Origin of the sequence: Actinomadura terrae, assembly GCF_022751215.1 — a bacterium.
In the GTDB taxonomy this organism is placed as follows: Bacteria; Actinomycetota; Actinomycetes; order Streptosporangiales; family Streptosporangiaceae; genus Spirillospora; species Spirillospora terrae.
This window is the reverse complement of sequence record NZ_JAICDG010000003.1, coordinates 418696-435579: the sequence shown is the minus strand read 5'-3', so window position 1 is coordinate 435579 and position 16884 is coordinate 418696. Positions and strand designations below refer to the sequence as shown.

The following is a 16884-nucleotide window of genomic DNA, read 5'->3' as shown; positions in this document are numbered from 1 at the left end:
CACCACACCCCGAAAGCCCCACCAAAACCACAACCACAAGCCCGAACCCGCGAGACCCCATACCGTCCTCTCCGCCAGAACCCACGTCCCAGCCCCCCAAGAAGACCACCCCAGGGGTTAAACCAGCATCAGCCAACTCTGGCGCTTGATCGGACCGAGCCTTCACTGTCGAGCCCTCCCCCAACCGGCCACAGGCGGTCAGGCGGAACCGCCAGAAGGGGCCGCCGTCATCCACGGCAGCGGCTACGCTCCGGACCCACGGGTCGAGAAGGTACTTGCCTGGACAGGGGCGGCGGTTGGCGATGGCACATGAACAACCCCACAGGAACGAGGCTTCCGGGCACGCCAACAATGTTGTGCAGTTCAGGGACATCATCGGCGATATTCATTTCCATGAGGCCAGCCCCGTGTTCCGCGTCGCCAAGAGCGTCACCGAACTCACGAAAGTCCAGCACACCCCGCCGAAATGGCGCGGGAAGTTGCAGCCTATAAATCTCGACCAGCGGGTGATCCTCTGGGGAGCTCCAGGAAGCGGGAAAACATGCTACCTGGCGTCCCTTAATGCCGCCATTTCCCTTCTGGAGAGGCAGTGGTTCCTCACCGGGGCCGACGTCGAGTCCACCGATTTCATTACCATGCAGACCGCCACCCTGATCGGCCGTCGCACATTTCCTGAAGCCACTTACTTCGTCCATGAATTCAGCTGGATCATGGCGTCGGAGATCGAGGTCGAAATGCGCCAACACTGGCGTCGCGCCAGTGGGAGAATCCCCATCCAGCTTCACATCGAGGTCGTCGACCCACCGGGTGGACTGTATGCGGAAGCTACTCCTCCTCCCACACTGGGACTGTTCGTCGAGGACGAGAACGGCTTCGAGGGAAAGGCGATCGAGAAGGATCGGCTCTTGAACGCCTTGGCGACAAGTGACTGCATCATCTATTTCTTCGATCCCCTGCGCGAGCGGCACTATGGTGACTCGTGGGAGTACTTTCAGAGCACCCTTGCACTGCTTGAGCACAGACTTCATCAGAGCGGCAGGCTGATCGGCTCGCGCCTCCCGCTCAACATAGCCGTGTGCATCACCAAGTACGATCACCCCGAGATCCTCGATTTCGCACGCAAGGGGGGTCACCTCTGGGTCGATCCCGCCGATTCCACTCTGACGCCGCAGGTTTCGGCGGATCGCGCTGAAGATTTTTTCGACCACCTGTGCAGGTCGTCTCCCACCGGCGGCGCCAGCCTGGTCCGCCACGCCATCAAGCGATACTTTTCCCCGGAACGCGTCCGCTACTTCGCAACTTCTTCCATTGGGTTTCACCTGAACGACTCAAAGCGCTTCGATCCCGCCGACCACTACAACATCGGGGCCGGTAGTGACGGGACACTGTTCCTTCGAGGAAATATCACACCGATCAACATCGTGGAGCCCTTGCTTTGGCTGCAAGGGGCGGGTGGCCGCTGAGAGGGCCACAGGACGCGACTCGGAACCTACGCTGGGGGCCAGGGGTGCGTAGTGGTGGTTCGGTGGGTTGTGGGGCGGGTTCCTTTTAGGCGTTTGAAGGCCACGCTCAGGGCGAAGGCGTTGGCGTAGCCTACTTTTCTGGCGATTGCGGAGACGGTTTCGTCGGTTTCCTTTAGGAGGTCGGCGGCGAGGGCTATTCGCCAGCTGGTCAGGTAGGACATTGGGGGTTCGCCTACCTGGGTGGTGAAGCGGCGGGCCAGGGCTGCTCTTGACACTCCGGTCTTGGCGGCCAGGTCTGCGACCGTCCAAGGGTGGGCGGGAGATTCGTGCAGGAGGCGCAGTGCGGTGCCCACTATCGGGTCGTCCAGTGCGCGGCACCAGGCCGGGGCGGTTGAGTTCGGGGTGTCGAACCATGTGCGGAGGGCGGAGACGAGCATGAGGTCCAGGAGGCGGTCCAGGACCAGTTGCTGGCCTGGGCGGTCTTTGGCGATCTCCGCGGCTATCAGTTCTGGGGACGGGTACGCGCCATCCTCGGCCGGGACCACCAGGACGGGTGGGAGGGCGCGGAGGAGGCGTTCGCTCAACTCTCCTCGGCGTTCGAAGGCGCCGCTTAGGAGGACGGGGGCTTCGTCGGCGGGGTCTCCGCAGGTGCGGGGGGTGTGGCCCGGGCCGGGGCAGTAGTCGGCGGTGGTTATCTGCTGGGTCGGTTTCGTTGTCGGGGCGTCGGCCACCGTGTAGGGGGCGTCGCCGGGGACCACCGCTATGTCGCCTGGGCCTATGCGTACCGGGTCGTGGCCCTCGGGGACGATCCAGGCGTGGCCGTCCAGCATCGTCGCCAGGGTCAGGGAGGCGCCGCTGGTCATGCGGAGGGCCCAGGGTGGGCGCATGATCGTCCGGCGGAAGACGGCGCCGCGAGCGCGTACGCCTGCCAGGAGTTCCGATACGGCGTCCATCCGGCCAGGTTAGACGGTCAGACATCAGGTGGAGCTTTTCAGGCATGGATCGTCTCAGCAGCGCGGGGTTGGCTGGGGGCATGAGACATCAGGTTCTTGTTACCGGGGCGACCGGCAAGTCCGGCAGGCGCGTGGCTCGGCGGCTGCGGGAGGAGGGGGTGGCGGTTCGTGCGGCGGCACGGGGCGGGGAACACTTCTTCGACTGGACGGATCGCTCCACCTGGGACGCCGCCCTGGAGGGCGTGCAAGCCGTCTACATCGTCCCGCTGGACGGGACGGCGCTCGTGCGGCCGTTCGTCGAGCGGGCGGTGCGGCTCGGGGTGCGGCGGGTCGTGCTGGCCTCGGGGCGCGGGATCGACGTGCCCGGTTACGCCAAGGACGCCGGCGGGATGCTGGAGGGTCTCGTCGACGGTGAGACCGCCGTCCGGGAGAGCGGGCTGGAGTGGACGATCAGCAGGCCCGGGTGGTTCGCGCAGAACTTCAGTGAGGGGTTCTTCGCCGACGCGGTCAGGGCCGGGGAGCTGCGGCTGCCCGGTGGGGCTGGGGCCGCGTCGTTCGTCGACGCCGAGGACATCGCGGCGGTGGTGGTCGCCGCGCTGACCGGGGGCGGGCACTCCGGCCAGGTCTACGAGCTGTCCGGGCCCCGGGCCGTGACGCTGGACGAGGCGGCCGCCGCGATCTCCGAGGCGGCCGGGCGCGACGTCCGCTATGTGCCGTTGTCGGTCGAGGAGTATGTCGCCGAGCTCGTCGGGCAGGGGTGGTCGCCCGCGGATGCGGCGGCGTTCGCGGATCTCATCGAGCCGCTCAGGGAGGGGAAGGACGAGCACGTCTCGGACGGGGTGCCGCGTGCCCTGGGGCGGCCGCCGCGCAGCTTCGCCGAGTTCGCCGCGTCCACCGCCGCCGAGGGCGGTTGGGCGGTATGAGGGGGGGCGGCCACCCCTGGACGGGGTGGCCGCCGTTTTCAGCAGAGGGCGTCCTCGATCGTCTTCTCGACCGCCTTCTCCTGGGCCTCCGGGGCGTCGACACGCTGACCGTGACGCTGCGGCGGCCGTCGGGGGGCGACGCCCTCGCGGGTCGCGTGGCCGAGGGTGTCGCCTCCGTGCGCCCAGTTGTGGGCGAAGTCGGTGACGTCCCTGAGGGGGCCTCCGGGGGCGAACTGGTTGTAGCCCTGCGCGTGTGGACGGGGTACTCGCGGCCCCGGGCGAAGCCGGTGTGCCGGAGGCCGAGCGGGCGGACGATCCTGAGGGTGGCCTCCCGCTCCCAGGAGTGCCCGGCCACCCGTTCGATGAGCATTCCCGCGAGGACGTATCCGGTGTTGGAGTATTTCCATTTCGACGTGCCGTCGGGATTGCGCTCTCCCGGCTGGGAGCCTGGGCGGTGCCGCATCGCCAACGCGACCAGCTCGGCGGGAGAATAATGATCGAACCGGTGCTTCGCGAATCCTTCCTCCGTGAAGAAGTCCAGGTCGTTGGCGTAGTCATAGAGGCCGCCGGTGTGCTGCAACAACTGCCGAATCGTGATCTTGCTGCCGCGGTTGCCGTTGCCCTCGACGACGCCGGGCAGCCATTCGCCGATCGTGTCGTCCAGGCCGAGCCGTCCTTCACCAGCGAGTTGCAGGATCGTGGTCGCGACGTAGGTCTTGGTGTTGCTGCCCCGCGGAAGTAGGCGCCGTACAAGATCGGACGGTTCGTCCGCAGGTCGGCGACAGTGGCGCGGGACCGCGCCGTCTCCGCCGGGGTGTTGGTCTCCGCTTGTGTGCCGACTGCGCCGGATCGCCTCGGCGTCCCGCTGGAGCGTCGTCCCGCCCGCGGCCCCCGGTGCCGCCGACGCCGTTCCCGTCGTGGCGGTGAGCACCGCGATACCGATCATCCCCGTCGCGCCGAACCGAATCATCGTCTGCTCCATTCTTCGTTGATCTTGAACGCTCGGCATTAACGCTGGGGATTTCGCCGCACCGGCTCGACGAGGGCTGCCGGTGCATCGGGGTAGAGAAAAGCCCACCCGCGGCACCGGGGACGGCACGCATCGCACAGCGGATGACGCGGATCGCGATGGTGCGGACGGGGGAACCGGTGAATGTTGGCGGCATGTTGTATCGAACTCTCGTCATCGCACTGACCGCCGGTCTCGTCCTGCCGATCGGAGGAACCGCCCTCGGCGACACCGAGCCGCCGCCCGACACCATTCCGCTCCCCAACGGCTTCCAGCCGGAGGGCATCACGGCGAGCCCGCGGGGCGAGGCGTTCCTCGGCTCGCGGTCCACCGGCGCCATCTACCGCGTGGACCTGCGCACCGGGAAGGGCGAGGTGATCAGCCCGGGGGCGGGCAAGCCCTCACTCGGGATGAAGACCGTCGACGGACGCCTGTACGTGGCGGGCGGACGAAGCGGGACGGGCCGCGTCTACGACACGCGCACCGGGGCGCTGCTCAAGTCCTACGACCTGAACACGATCCCGTCCTTCATCAACGACGTCGTGCTGACCGACGACGCCGCCTGGTTCAGCGACTCGACCAACCCGGTTCTGTACAAGGTGCCGCTCGAAGGCGACGGCGAGGCGGTGAAGGTGCCGCTGACCGGCGACATCGTCTTCCAGCCCGGGTTCAACGGGAACGGCATCGCGACCAGCCCGGACCACAAGTCCCTCGTGCTCCTCCAGTCCAACGCCGGAAAGCTGTTCAAGGTCGATCCCGCGACGGGCGTGACGAAGGCGGTGGACCTGCACGGCGAGGTCCTCACCAGCGGCGACGGCGTGCTGCGCGACGGCCGCACCCTGTACGCGGTGCAGAACGCGCTGAACACCGTGGCCGTCATCGAGTTGAGCAGGGACGGCGGCGAGGGGAAGGTCACGAAGAAGCTGACCGACAAGCGCTTCGACGTCCCGACCAGCGTCACGCGCTGGGGCAAGCGGCTCTACCTGCCGAACGCCCGGTTCAGCACGCCGCCCGGGCCCGACACCACCTACGAGGTCAACGCCGTCCAGCCCTGACCCGCGGACAGCCCTGAGCAGGACTTACCAGGGTTTAACCACCGGTCCGCCATGCTCGCCGCATGCGCGTTTTGATCGTCGAGGACGAGCGTGTGCTGGCGGACGCGATCGCGGAGGGGCTGCGGGAGCAGGCCATCGCGGTCGACGTGGTCTACGACGGGGACGAGGCGCTGGAGCGCGCGTCCCGCAACGAGTACGACGTGGTGGTGCTCGACCGGGACCTTCCGGCCGTCCACGGTGACGAGGTGTGCCGGGAGCTGGCCGGGCGCCGGCACGCCGCACGGATCCTGATGCTGACGGCGGCCGGCGGCGTCGGCGACCGGGTGGACGGGCTGATGCTGGGCGCGGACGACTACCTGCCGAAGCCGTTCGTGTTCGGGGAGCTGGTCGCGCGGGTGCGGGCGCTGGCGCGGCGGTCGCGGACGCCCGTCCCGCCGGTGCTGGAGCGGCGGGGCGTCCGGCTGGACCCGCACCGCCGCAGGGTGCAGCGGGACGGGCGGGAGCTGCGGCTCACCAACAAGGAGTTCGCCGTCCTGGAGGAGCTGCTGCGCGCGGACGGCGGGGTGGTGAGCGCCGAGCGGCTGCTGGAGCGGGCCTGGGACGAGAACATCGACCCGTTCAGCAACATCGTCCGGGTGACGATGGCGACGCTGCGCCGCAAGCTCGGGGAGCCGGGCGTGATCGAGACGGTCACCGGGTCCGGCTACCGGCTGGAGGCGTGATGCCGAGGCTGAGCGTCCGGGCGCGGTTGACGCTGGTGTACGGGTCGCTGTTCATGGCGATGTCGGCGGTGCTGGTCGCGGTGACGTACCTGCTGACGGCGCGGATGATCGAGCGGCGCTACCCGACGGCGGGGACGTCGGTCGTGCGGCTCCGGGGCCTCCAGGACGTGGCGACGGCGCAGCGGCTGGAGGAGCTGAAGGCCGAGGTGAACCGTGAGGCCACCCGGCAGAAGCACGACATGCTGGAGCAGCTTCTCCAGAGTTCGCTGGTCACGATGTTCGTGGTCGGCGTGCTCGCGGTGGTGATCGGCTACGTGGTGGCGGGCCGGATGCTGCGGCCGCTGCACCGGGTGACGGCGACGGCGCGGCGGCTGTCGGAGAGCAACCTGTACGAGCGGATCGCGCTGGACGGCCCGCAGGACGAGATCAAGGACCTGGCCGACACCTTCGACGGCATGCTCGACCGGCTGCACCGCGCGTTCGACACGCAGCGGCGGTTCGTCGCGAACGCCTCGCACGAGCTGCGGACGCCGCTGACCATCAACCGGACCGTGCTGGAGGTCGCGCTGGCGAGCGGCAAGAGCCCGCCGGAGACCAAGGTCCTCGCGGACGTGCTGCTCGGCAACACCGCGCGGCACGAGCGGCTGATCGAGGGGCTGCTGCTGCTCGCGCGGTCCGAGCACGAGCTCGGCACGCGCACGGGCACTCCGCTGCCGGACGTCGTGCGCAGCGCCCTCGACCAGCTCGACGTCCGCGACGACGTGGACGTGGAGACGCGGCTCGGCCCGGCGGTGGTGGACGGGGACCCCGTCCTGCTGGAGCGGTGCGCGGTCAACCTGCTGGAGAACGCGCTGAAGTACAACGTGCCCGCCGGACGGATCTGGGTGCGCACAGGAACCACGGGAAACGACGTGTTCCTCCAGGTCGTGAACACCGGGCGGCCCGTCCCGTCCTACGAGGTGGGGTCGATCTTCGAGCCGTTCCGGCGGCTGCGCGCGGACGGCGGGGCACGGGCGCGGACCGGGTCGGCGGACGGCGCGGGCCTCGGCCTGTCGATCGTGCGGGCGGTGGTCGGCGCGCACGGCGGGACGATCGAGACGGTCCCGCGCGCCGAGGGCGGCCTGTCGATCACCCTGCGGCTGCCCGCCGCGGACCGCGCCGTGCCCCCACCGCGTGCGCACGCGCTTACCGACGAGTACGATGGTCCGGTTACCGACGAGTAATCTCGTCGCCGACCCACCAGCGCAGGGAGGACGACACCGTGCCTCGCACCGCACGCGACGTCGTGTTCGTCGACGGCGTCCGCACGCCGTTCGGCAAGGCCGGCCCGAAGGGCCTGTACGCGCAGACGCGCGCAGACGACCTGGTCGTCCGCGCGATCCGGGAGCTGCTGCGCCGCAACCCGTCCCTGCCGCCCGAGCGGGTGGACGAGGTCGCGATCGCCGCCACGACGCAGACGGGCGACCAGGGCCTGACGATCGGACGGTCCGCCGCCGTCCTCGCCGGGCTGCCGAAGAGCGTGCCCGGCTACGCGATCGACCGGATGTGCGCGGGCGCGATGACGGCGGTGACGACGTCCGGCGCGGGGATCGCGTTCGGCTCCTACGACGTCGTGATCGCGGGCGGCGTCGAGCACATGGGCCGGCACCCGATGGGCGAGGGCGTCGACCCGAACCCGCGCTTCCTCGCCGACCGGCTCGTGGACCCGTCCGCGCTGGTCATGGGGTCGACGGCGGAGAACCTGCACGACCGGTTCCCGGGCATCACCAAGCGGCGCGCGGACGCCTACGCGGCGCGCAGCCAGGCGAAGGTCGCCGAGGCGTACGCGGCCGGGCGCGTGCAGCCCGACCTCGTCCCGACGGCGGTGCGCTCGGTGGAGCAGGGCTGGGGCCTCGCCACCGAGGACGAGCCGCCGCGCCCCGGCACTACCGTCGAAGACCTCGCGAAGCTGAAGACGCCGTTCCGCCCGCACGGCAACGTCACGGCCGGGAACGCGGCCGGGCTCAACGACGGCGCGACCGCGTGCCTGCTGGCCGCCGAGGACGTCGCTGCCGACCTCGGCCTCGCCCCGCGGATGCGGCTGGTCGACTTCTCCTTCGCCGGCGTGGAGCCGGAGGTGATGGGCGTCGGACCGGTCCCGGCGACCGAGCGGCTGCTCGCCCGCAACGCGCTGACCATGGACGACATCGGCCTCATCGAGATCAACGAGGCGTTCGCCGTGCAGGTGCTGGCGTTCCTGGAGCACTTCAAGATCGCCGACGACGACGCGCGGGTGAACCCGTGGGGCGGCGCGATCGCGCTCGGCCACCCGCTGGCCGCGTCCGGTGTCCGGCTGATGAACCAGCTCTCGCGGCTGTTCGAGGAGCGGACGGACGTCCGGTACGGCATCACGACGATGTGCGTCGGCATGGGGATGGGCGGCACCGTCCTCTGGGAGAACGTGAACTGGGAGGGCGGCAAGTGAACCCCGACATCTTCGCCGACGAGGTCGTGACCCACGCGCTGGTGCGCGACGTGGCGCTCCCGTACGGCGCCGGGACGCTCGCGCTGATCACGCTCGACAACGGGCACGACCACACCCGGCCGAGCACGTTCGGCCCGCGCGGCCTCACCGAACTGGGCGCGGCGCTCGACACCGTGGCCGGACGGGACGACATCGTCGCCGTCGGCGTCACCGGCAAGCCGTTCATCTTCGCGGTCGGCGCCGACCTCAAGGGCGTCCCGCTGATCGCCGACCGGGCGGACGCGGCGGCCGTCGGCAAACTGGGCCACGACGTGTTCCGGCGGCTCGGCGAGCTGCACGTCCCGTCGTTCGCCTACTACAACGGCGCGGCGATGGGCGGCGGCGTCGAGATCGGCCTGCACTGCTCGTACCGGACGGTCTCCACCGGCGTCACGGCGTTCGCGCTGCCCGAGGCGTTCCTCGGCCTCGTCCCCGGCTGGGGCGGGACGTACCTGCTCCCCCGCCTGATCGGCGCGGAGAAGGCGCTCAAGGTCATCATCGACAACCCGCTCGCGCAGAACCGGATGCTCAAGGGCCCGCAGGCGCACGAGCTGGGCATCGCCGACGCGATCTTCGACTCGGCCGACTTCCTGGAGGAGTCCCTCGCCTGGACGGCCCGCGTCCTGAAGGGCGAGATCGTCGTCGAGCGTCCCGAGGTCGACACCGGCAAGGCGTGGGACGACGCGGTCGCGCTCGCCCGCTGGAACGTGGACGGACGGCTGCACGGCGCCGCCCCGTCCTACGTGAAGGCCGTCGACCTGGTCGCCGCCGCCAAGGACCGCACCCGCGACGAGGGCTTCGCCGCCGAGGACGAGGCGCTCGCCGACCTCATCATGAGCGACGAGCTGCGCGCCGGGCTGTACGCGTTCGACCTCACGCAGAAGCGTGCGAAGAAGCCCGCCGGGGCGCCGGACGCCGCGCTCGCCCGTCCCGTCACCAAGGTCGGCGTCGTCGGCGCGGGCCTGATGGCCTCGCAGCTCGCGCTGCTGTTCGCGCGCCGCCTGGAGGTGCCGGTCGTCATGACCGACCTCGACCAGGAGCGCCTGGACAGGGGCGTCGGCCACGCGCACGCCGAGATCGACAAGCTGCTCGCCAAGGGACGGATCACCGCCGACAAGGCGAACCGCCTCAAGGCGCTCGTCACCGGCTCGCTCACCAAGGACGCGTTCGCGGGCGCCGACCTCGTCATCGAGGCGGTCTTCGAGGAGATGTCGGTCAAGCGCGCGGTGTTCGCCGAGGTCGAGGAGCACGTGTCGGCCGAGTGCGTGCTGGCGACCAACACCTCGTCGCTGTCGGTGACCGAGATGGCCGCGGGGCTGCGGCACCCCGAGCGCGTCGTCGGATTCCACTTCTTCAACCCGGTCGCGGTGCTGCCGCTGCTGGAGGTCGTCCGGGGCGAGCGGACCGACGACGCGACGCTGGCCACCGCGTTCGCGACGGGCAAGGCGCTGAAGAAGTCGTGCGTGCTTGTCAAGGACGCCCCGGCGTTCGTGGTGAACCGCGTCCTGCTGCGGCTGCTCGCCGAGATCGTCGCGGCGGTGGACGAGGGCACGCCGATCGAGGTCGCCGAGCGCGCGGCGGGGCCGCTCGGGCTGCCGATGCCGCCGTTCGTGCTGATGGGGCTGGTCGGTCCCGCGATCGCGCTGCACGTCAACGAGACGCTGCACGCCGCGTTCCCCGACCGCTTCCCGCTGTCGGACAACCTCGCCAAGCTCGTCGCGTCCGGCAAGCCCGGCGTGTACCGGCCCGACCTCACCCTCGACCCCGAGGCGGTGGAGATCTTCGCGGGCGGGGCGCGCCCGTCCACCGAGGAGCAGGTGCTCGACCGCGCGCTCGCCGCGCTCGCCGACGAGGTCCGTCTCATGCTGGACGAGAAGGTCGTCGCGGCCCCCGAGGACGTCGACCTCTGCATGCTCCTCGGCGCCGGTTGGCCGTTCCACCTGGGAGGAATCACCCCGTACCTGGACCGCACCGGCATCTCCGAGAAGGTGACCGGACGCCGATTCCGCGACTGACACGCCGATCCGTACGCCTGAGGCCCCCTTAACGCGGGCCCAGACGGGCATAGGGGTGACGGACATGTGGTCACCCCACCGCTAGGAGTTCCCGAGCATGAACCTGCTGCGCACGAAGTCGGTCGAGCAGTCGATCCGCGACACCGAGTCGCCGGAGCATCGGCTCAACCGATCCCTCTCCGCGTTGGACCTCGTGGTGTTCGGGGTCGGCATCATCATCGGAACCGGGATCTTCGTGCTGACCGGGCAGGTCGCCAGGGACAAGGCCGGCCCCGCGGTCGCGATCTCGTTCGTGCTCGCGGCGGTCGTCTGCGGGCTCGCGGCGCTGTGCTACGCCGAGTTCGCCTCGACGATCCCGGTCGCGGGGTCGGCCTACACCTTCTCCTACGCCACGCTCGGCGAGTTCCCAGCCTGGATCATCGGCTGGGACCTCATCCTGGAGCTGGCGCTCGCCTCCGCCGTCGTCTCGGTCGGCTGGTCGGGATACGCGGTCTCGCTGCTGGACGACGCGGGCGTCACACTGCCGGCGGAACTCGTCCATCCGCCGGGTGAGGCGGGCGGCGTCGTGAACGTCCCGGCGGTCCTGCTCGTGCTGGCCGTGACCGTGCTGCTCGTCCTCGGGATCAAGGTGTCCGCACGCTTCACCCTGGCGGTCGTCGCCGTCAAGTTGACGGTGGTGCTGCTGGTGATCGTCGCGGGGCTGTTCTTCGTCAAGGGCGCCAACTACCACCCGTTCATCCCGCCGTCGGAGGCGACGCCGACGGTCGAGGGCGGGTCGGCGCCGCTGATGCAGGTGCTGTTCGGGATCAAGCCCGCGACCTTCGGCTGGCTCGGCATCTTCGCGGCCGTCTCGGTCGTCTTCTTCGCCTACATCGGCTTCGATGTCGTCGCCACCGCCGCCGAGGAGGCCCGGCGGCCGCAGCGCGACCTCCCGATCGGGCTCATCGGCTCGCTCGTCATCACCGCGATCCTGTACGCGGTGGTGTCGATCGTCGTCACCGGCATGCAGAACTACAAGGACCTGAGCACGGCGGCGCCGCTCGCCGACGCGTTCAAGGCCGTCGGGCACCCCGCGTTCGCCACCGTGATCAGCTTCGGCGCCGTGGTCGGGCTGACGACCGTCGTGCTGATCCTGCTGCTCGGCCAGAGCCGGGTGTTCTTCGCGATGAGCCGCGACGGCCTGCTGCCCCCGTGGCTGTCGACCGTCCACCCCCGCTTCGGCACCCCCTACCGGTCCACCGTGATCATGGGGGTGATCGTCGCGGCGATCGCCGGGCTCATCCCGCTCGCCAAGCTCGCCGAGCTCGTCAACATCGGCACGCTGTTCGCGTTCCTCGTCGTCTCGATCGGGGTCGTGGTGCTGCGCCGGACGCGGCCGGAGCTGCCCCGCGCGTTCCGCACGCCGCTGGTGCCGCTCGTGCCCATTCTGTCGGTGCTGGCCTGCCTTTTCGTGATGATCAACCTGCCGGTGGACACCTGGCTCCGGTTCCTCGGCTGGCTCGTGATCGGCGTCGTCATCTACTTCGCCTACGGGCAGCGGCGCAGCCGCCTGGCGGCCGAGGAGGGTTGATCAAGGCTGTTCCGGGGGGCGTGGGGGGTCGTCCCCCCACAAAGACAGGGGGGCCGTGATCGGCGCCTGTGATCGGAAAGCGCCTGTCCTTTGTCGGTGCCGTGGGCGAGAATGGCGGCCATGGCAGACCCTGTGCGCGTCGCCGTCGTCGGGTCCGGTCCCGCCGGGCTCTACGCGGCCGAGGCCCTCGTCAAGCAGACCGCCGGTGCCGCGCGCGTCGACGTCCTGGACCGGCTGCCCACGCCCTACGGCCTCGTCCGCTACGGGGTCGCGCCCGACCACACCTCGATCAAGGCGATCGCCCGGTACCTCCAGAAGGTGCTGGAGGGCGAGGGCGTCCGGTTCTTCGGCTGCCTGGAGCTCGGCCGCGACCTCACCCGCGCCGACCTGCTCGGCTGCTACGACGCGGTGATCTACGCGACCGGCGCGATGGTCGACCGGCACCTGGGGATTCCCGGCGAGGACCTGCCCGGCAGCGTCGCCGCCACCGACTTCGTCAACTGGTACTGCGGCCACCCCGACGCCGCCGACCACGAGTTCGACCTGTCGGTGGCGGAGGTCGCGGTGATCGGCGTCGGGAACGTCGCCGTCGACGTCGTCCGCATCCTCGCCAAGACCGCCGAGGAGCTGCGCGCGACCGACGCCCCCGAGCAGGTGATCGAGGCGCTGTCGCGCAGCCGGGTCCGCCGCGTCCACATGGTCGGGCGGCGCGGCCCGGCGCAGGCCAAGTTCACCACGAAGGAGGCCCGCGAGCTGGGCGAGCTGGGCAACGCCGGCATCCACGTCCGCCCCGAGGACATGGACCTCGACCCGGCGAGCGCCGAGCTGGCCGAGAGCGACCGGCACGTCCGCGCGAACGTCAAGGTGTTGAACGGCTGGACGGGCGAGCCCGCCGCGCGGCCCCGCCGCATCGACGTCCGCTTCTGGCGGGCGCCGGTCGAGATCCTCGGCACGACCCGCGTGGAGGGCCTCCGGCTGGAGCGGACCCGGTTGGACGAGTCGGGCCGCGTCACCGGCACCGGCGAGTTCGAGACGCTCCCGGTCGGCATGGTGCTGCGCTCGGTCGGCTACCAGAGCGTGCCGCTGGAGGGCGTCCCGTTCGACGAGCGCTCCTACGTCGTCCCGAACGACGGCGGCCGGATCCTCGCCCCGGACGGCTCCCCCGTCCCCCGCGAGTACGTCGCGGGCTGGATCAAGCGGGGCCCGACCGGTGTCGTCGGCACCAACAAGTCCGACGCCGCCGAGACCGTCCGCCACCTGCTGGAGGACCTGCCCGCCGACCGGACGCCGCCCGCCCGCACGCTTGAGGAGCTTCTGGAGTCGCGCGGCCTGGCCGCCGTCACCTACGCCGACTGGCTGGGCCTCGACGCCGCAGAGATCTCCCTCGCCCGCTCCCTCGGCCGCGGCGAGCGCGTGAAGCTGGCCCGCTGGGAGGACATGACGAAGGCGTGCCGCACCGCCATCGATGGACCTCCCGCGCCCCCCGAAGGACCCCGCTCGCAATAAACCGCTCGCCAGGTAGTGACGAAAGCGTGACGGGGACGCTACCGTGCGGCGTGTGACCGGCGGTCCCGAACTGTACGGGTTCCCCCCACCCGCGACACTGCCCGATCTGCGGTGGCTGGGCCCGGATTATGTCTCCGTGCTGGTGTACGACCTGACCCGGGGGCTGCGCTGCCAGGACCCCCGGACGGTCGTCATGGGCGTGCGTTGCGAGGGCGAGCCCGACCTGCGCCCCTCGGTCGACACGGCGGGCGTCATCCGCGCGCACGACGCGTGCTTCCCGCTCCAGGTCTACGTCCAGGACGGCGCCGGACGGCCCTGGCGGCTGCGCGGCCGGTGGACCTACTCCGGCCGCGAGCTGGGCACGTCCGCCGCGTCCGTCACGCACTTCTGGCACCTGGTGTCGGCCGAGGGGGTCTAGCCGGGCGTCAGTCGGGCGTTCAGTCGGACGTGGCGGGCTCGTGGGTCTCGGACGCGGTGATCCGCGCGACGTACTCCGTCACGTCGCGGGCGAGGGCCTGCGGGGTGAGGCCGATGTCGGCCAGGATCTCGCCGCGCCCGGCGTGGTCGAGGAACTCCTGCGGGATGCCGAACGTGCGGACCGGCGTGTCGACCTCGGCGTCGCGCAGCAGCCGGGCGACGGCGTCGCCGACGGCGCCGGTGCGGCCGTTGTCCTCGGCGACGGCGACGAGCGCGTGGTCGCGGGCGAGGCCGGGCAGCGCCGCGTCCAGCGGCTTGACCCAGCGGGGGTCGACGACGGTGACGCCGATGCCCTGCGCGGCGATGAGCCCGGCGGCCTCCACGGCGGGCGCGGCCATCGACCCGGCCGCCACCAGCAGGACGCGGGTGCCGTTGGAGCCGTCGTGCCGGGCGAGGACGTCCATGCCCCCGGCCTGGCCGATCGCCTCGATGTCGTCGGCGGCGGGGCCCTTCGGGTAGCGGATCGCGGTCGGCCCGTCGGAGACGGCGACGCACTCGCGCAGCAGCTCGCGCAGCCGGGCGCCGTCGCGCGGCACGGCGACGCGCAGCCCCGGGACGACCTGGAGGATCGACAGGTCCCACATGCCGTTGTGGCTGGCGCCGTCGTTGCCGGTGACGCCGGACCGGTCGAGCGCGAACGTGACGGGCTGGCGGTGCAGCGCCGCGTCCATCAGCACCTGGTCGAACGCGCGGTTGAGGAACGTGGCGTAGAGCGCGACGACCGGGTGCATGCCGCCCATGGCGAGGCCGGTCGCGGAGGTGACGGCGTGCTGCTCGGCGATCCCGACGTCGTAGACGCGGTCGGGGAACGCCTCGGCGAACGGCGCGAGCCCGACCGGATGCAGCATCGCGGCGGTGATGGCGACCACGTCGCGGCGCTCGCGGCCGATCGCGACCATCTCGTCGCCGAAGTGCTTCGTCCAGGTGGGAGCGGCCTTCTTGGCCGGAAGCGCGCCGGTGGCGGGGTCGAACGCGCCGGGGCCGTGCATGCAGTCCTCGGTGTCGTTCTCGGCGGGCGCGTAGCCGCGTCCCTTGGTCGTGATGCAGTGCACGATGACGGGGCGGCCGAAGCCGTGGGCGCGGCGCAGGGCACGTTCCACGGCCTCGGTGTCGTGGCCGTCGATCGGCCCGACGTACTTCATGCCGAGGTCCTCGAACATCGCCTGGGGCTGGAGGACGTCCTTGATGCCCTTCTTGATGCCGTGCAGCGCCTCGTAGGCGACGGTGCCGACGACCGGGGCGCGCGGCACCGTCTTCTTGATGAGGTCGAGCGCGTGCTCGTAGCCCTGGGTGACGCGCAGGTCGGCGAGGTGGCCGGCGAGCCCGCCGATCGTCGGCGAGTAGGAGCGGCCGTTGTCGTTGACGACGATGATGACCGGCCGGTCGACGCCCGCCGCGATGTTGTTCAGCGCCTCCCAGCACATGCCGCCGGTGAGCGCGCCGTCGCCGACGACCGCGACGACGGCGCGGTCGTCCTCGCCGCGCAGCTGGAACGCCTTGGCCAGCCCGTCGGCGTAGGACAGGGCGGTGGAGGCGTGCGAGTTCTCGATGATGTCGTGCTCGGACTCGGCGCGGCTCGGGTAGCCCGACAGCCCGCCGCGCTGGCGCAGCAGGCCGAAGTCGCGCCGTCCGGTGAGGATCTTGTGGACGTAGGCCTGGTGGCCGGTGTCGAACAGGATCTTGTCGTGCGGCGAGTCGAAGACGCGGTGCAGCGCGATCGTGAGTTCGACCGCGCCGAGGTTGGGGCCGATGTGCCCGCCGGTCTTGGACACCGCGTCGACGAGGAAGTCACGTATCTCCCGGGCGAGGCGGGGCAGCTGCCCGGCGTCCAGTCGCTTGAGGTCGTCCGGACCCGTGATCGACTCCAGCAGGCTCACGCGTGTCAACTCCTCCGTCGGGGACGTCGCTCCCCGCTCCCGGGGCTCCCCTGGTCTCGGGCCGTTCCGAGTTTAATCCCGGTTCGCCCGCGACGCGCCGGACCCCTCCCGCCACGGGGGTGGGAAACGGGTGACCGGCGTGGGCCCCATGGGGTAGGAAATGAGCATGGGCGTCGAAGAGATCGTGCTGCTCAACGCGGCCGACGAAGCCGTCGGTACCGCTCCGAAAGCGGAGAGCCACCACCGGGATACCCCGTATCACCTGGCCTTTTCCTGTTATGTCGTGGATACGGACGGTCGCGTGCTGATCACCCAGCGCGCGCTGTCGAAGCGGACCTTCCCCGGCGTCTGGACGGGAAGCTGCTGCGGCCACCCCGGGCCCGGCGAGGGGCTGCGCGGCGCGGTGGTCCGGCGATTGCAGGACGAACTGGGCATACCGGACGAGTCGCTCGCGGTCATGGCCCTGTCCCCCGTCCTGCCCGCGTTCCAGTACCGCGCCGTCGCCGAGGACGGGACGGTCGAGCACGAGCGCTGCCCGGTCGTGCGCGCGACGGTGCCGGCCGGGACGCCGGTCACGGTCAACCCCGACGAGGTCGAGGAGGCCGCGTGGTGGACCTGGCGCCAGTGCCTCGACCTGGCCGGACGTCCCGAGTCCTCGCCCTGGTACCGGCTCCAGCTCGCCGAGCTGGCCCCGCTGGGCGCCCCGCTCGACTGGCCGGACGCGGGCCCCACCCGGTTGCCCCCCGCGCTGATCTGGTGACCGGCCGCTCCGATCCGGTGGTCGCCTGCGCCGATCCGGCGATCGGGGGCC

At 70.9% G+C, this 16884-nt stretch carries 14 protein-coding genes; 11 read left to right on the top strand and 3 right to left on the bottom strand.

All coding sequences use genetic code 11. The features are described from left to right. Window positions 1–302: 302 nt before the first annotated feature. Window positions 303–1463, top strand: coding sequence for a hypothetical protein (locus K2F47_RS21870; RefSeq protein WP_242906658.1), 1161 nt, complete (start codon window positions 303–305; stop codon window positions 1461–1463). A gap of 26 nt (window positions 1464–1489) precedes the next feature. On the opposite strand, the gene K2F47_RS21865 is transcribed toward K2F47_RS21870, so the two are convergent. Beyond that, a complete protein-coding gene (locus K2F47_RS21865; protein ID WP_242906656.1) occupies window positions 1490–2416 on the bottom strand; it encodes an AraC family transcriptional regulator in 927 nt (308 codons plus the stop codon). 80 nt (window positions 2417–2496) lie between these two features. On the opposite strand from K2F47_RS21865, the gene K2F47_RS21860 reads away from it, so the two are divergent. After that, entirely contained in the window at window positions 2497–3339 is an 843-nt protein-coding gene (locus tag K2F47_RS21860; protein WP_242906654.1) for an NAD(P)H-binding protein, read from the top strand. Here the strand turns inward: K2F47_RS21860 and K2F47_RS41750 are convergent. Then, window positions 3221–4285 (bottom strand): serine hydrolase domain-containing protein, encoded by a 1065-nt coding sequence (locus tag K2F47_RS41750; protein WP_372490899.1) that lies wholly within the window; start codon window positions 4283–4285, stop codon window positions 3221–3223. The two genes, K2F47_RS21860 and K2F47_RS41750, sit on opposite strands and share 119 nt — an antisense overlap. 218 nt (window positions 4286–4503) lie before the next feature. Between K2F47_RS41750 and K2F47_RS21850 the strand changes: the two genes are divergently transcribed. From K2F47_RS21850 to K2F47_RS21815, 8 genes are all read left to right on the top strand, one after another. Further along, window positions 4504–5403: an SMP-30/gluconolactonase/LRE family protein gene (locus K2F47_RS21850; RefSeq protein WP_242906650.1), complete on the top strand. Its 900-nt coding sequence runs from the start codon at window positions 4504–4506 to the stop codon at window positions 5401–5403. Between the two features lie 62 nt (window positions 5404–5465). Beyond that, window positions 5466–6125, top strand: a complete 660-nt coding sequence (locus K2F47_RS21845; protein WP_242906648.1) for a response regulator transcription factor — start codon at window positions 5466–5468, stop codon at window positions 6123–6125. Continuing rightward, window positions 6125–7348, top strand: coding sequence for a sensor histidine kinase (locus tag K2F47_RS21840; RefSeq protein ID WP_242906646.1), 1224 nt, complete (start codon window positions 6125–6127; stop codon window positions 7346–7348). The genes K2F47_RS21845 and K2F47_RS21840 overlap by 1 nt, the downstream gene beginning before the upstream one ends. 38 nt (window positions 7349–7386) lie before the next feature. Beyond that, window positions 7387–8589, top strand: a complete 1203-nt coding sequence (locus K2F47_RS21835) for a thiolase family protein (RefSeq protein WP_242906644.1) — start codon at window positions 7387–7389, stop codon at window positions 8587–8589. Continuing rightward, complete coding sequence (locus K2F47_RS21830) at window positions 8586–10643, top strand: 3-hydroxyacyl-CoA dehydrogenase NAD-binding domain-containing protein (RefSeq protein ID WP_242906642.1); 2058 nt, start codon at window positions 8586–8588, stop codon at window positions 10641–10643. Before K2F47_RS21835 ends, K2F47_RS21830 begins: the two co-directional genes overlap by 4 nt. Before the next feature lie 97 nt (window positions 10644–10740). Continuing rightward, the gene (locus K2F47_RS21825) at window positions 10741–12213 is read left to right on the top strand and encodes an amino acid permease (protein WP_242906640.1); all 1473 of its coding nucleotides are present in this window, start codon (window positions 10741–10743) and stop codon (window positions 12211–12213) included. Window positions 12214–12324: 111 nt separating this feature from the next. After that, window positions 12325–13719 (top strand): FAD-dependent oxidoreductase, encoded by a 1395-nt coding sequence (locus tag K2F47_RS21820; RefSeq protein ID WP_242906638.1) that lies wholly within the window; start codon window positions 12325–12327, stop codon window positions 13717–13719. A gap of 52 nt (window positions 13720–13771) precedes the next feature. Then, entirely contained in the window at window positions 13772–14137 is a 366-nt protein-coding gene (locus K2F47_RS21815; protein WP_242906636.1) for a hypothetical protein, read from the top strand. A gap of 19 nt (window positions 14138–14156) precedes the next feature. Here the strand turns inward: K2F47_RS21815 and dxs are convergent, their stop codons facing one another. Beyond that, window positions 14157–16073 (bottom strand): 1-deoxy-D-xylulose-5-phosphate synthase, encoded by a 1917-nt coding sequence (gene dxs / locus K2F47_RS21810; RefSeq protein ID WP_242906634.1) that lies wholly within the window; start codon window positions 16071–16073, stop codon window positions 14157–14159. A 166-nt stretch (window positions 16074–16239) separates the two neighbouring features. Between dxs and idi the strand changes: the two genes are divergently transcribed. Beyond that, complete coding sequence (idi, locus tag K2F47_RS21805; RefSeq protein WP_242906632.1) at window positions 16240–16833, top strand: isopentenyl-diphosphate Delta-isomerase; 594 nt, start codon at window positions 16240–16242, stop codon at window positions 16831–16833. The last annotated feature ends 51 nt before the right edge of the window (window positions 16834–16884 follow it).

Coding starts and splice junctions, on each gene's coding strand:
- K2F47_RS21860 (WP_242906654.1), top strand. CDS start 2,497: ATGAGACATCAGGTTCTTGTTACCGGGGCGACCGGCAAGTCCGGCAGG.
- K2F47_RS21825 (WP_242906640.1), top strand. CDS start 10,741: ATGAACCTGCTGCGCACGAAGTCGGTCGAGCAGTCGATCCGCGACACC.
- K2F47_RS21850 (WP_242906650.1), top strand. CDS start 4,504: ATGTTGTATCGAACTCTCGTCATCGCACTGACCGCCGGTCTCGTCCTG.
- K2F47_RS21870 (WP_242906658.1), top strand. CDS start 303: ATGGCACATGAACAACCCCACAGGAACGAGGCTTCCGGGCACGCCAAC.
- K2F47_RS21820 (WP_242906638.1), top strand. CDS start 12,325: ATGGCGGCCATGGCAGACCCTGTGCGCGTCGCCGTCGTCGGGTCCGGT.
- K2F47_RS21845 (WP_242906648.1), top strand. CDS start 5,466: ATGCGCGTTTTGATCGTCGAGGACGAGCGTGTGCTGGCGGACGCGATC.
- idi (WP_242906632.1), top strand. CDS start 16,240: ATGGGCGTCGAAGAGATCGTGCTGCTCAACGCGGCCGACGAAGCCGTC.
- K2F47_RS21865 (WP_242906656.1), bottom strand. CDS start 2,416: ATGGACGCCGTATCGGAACTCCTGGCAGGCGTACGCGCTCGCGGCGCC.
- K2F47_RS21840 (WP_242906646.1), top strand. CDS start 6,125: ATGCCGAGGCTGAGCGTCCGGGCGCGGTTGACGCTGGTGTACGGGTCG.
- K2F47_RS41750 (WP_372490899.1), bottom strand. CDS start 4,285: ATGATCGGTATCGCGGTGCTCACCGCCACGACGGGAACGGCGTCGGCG.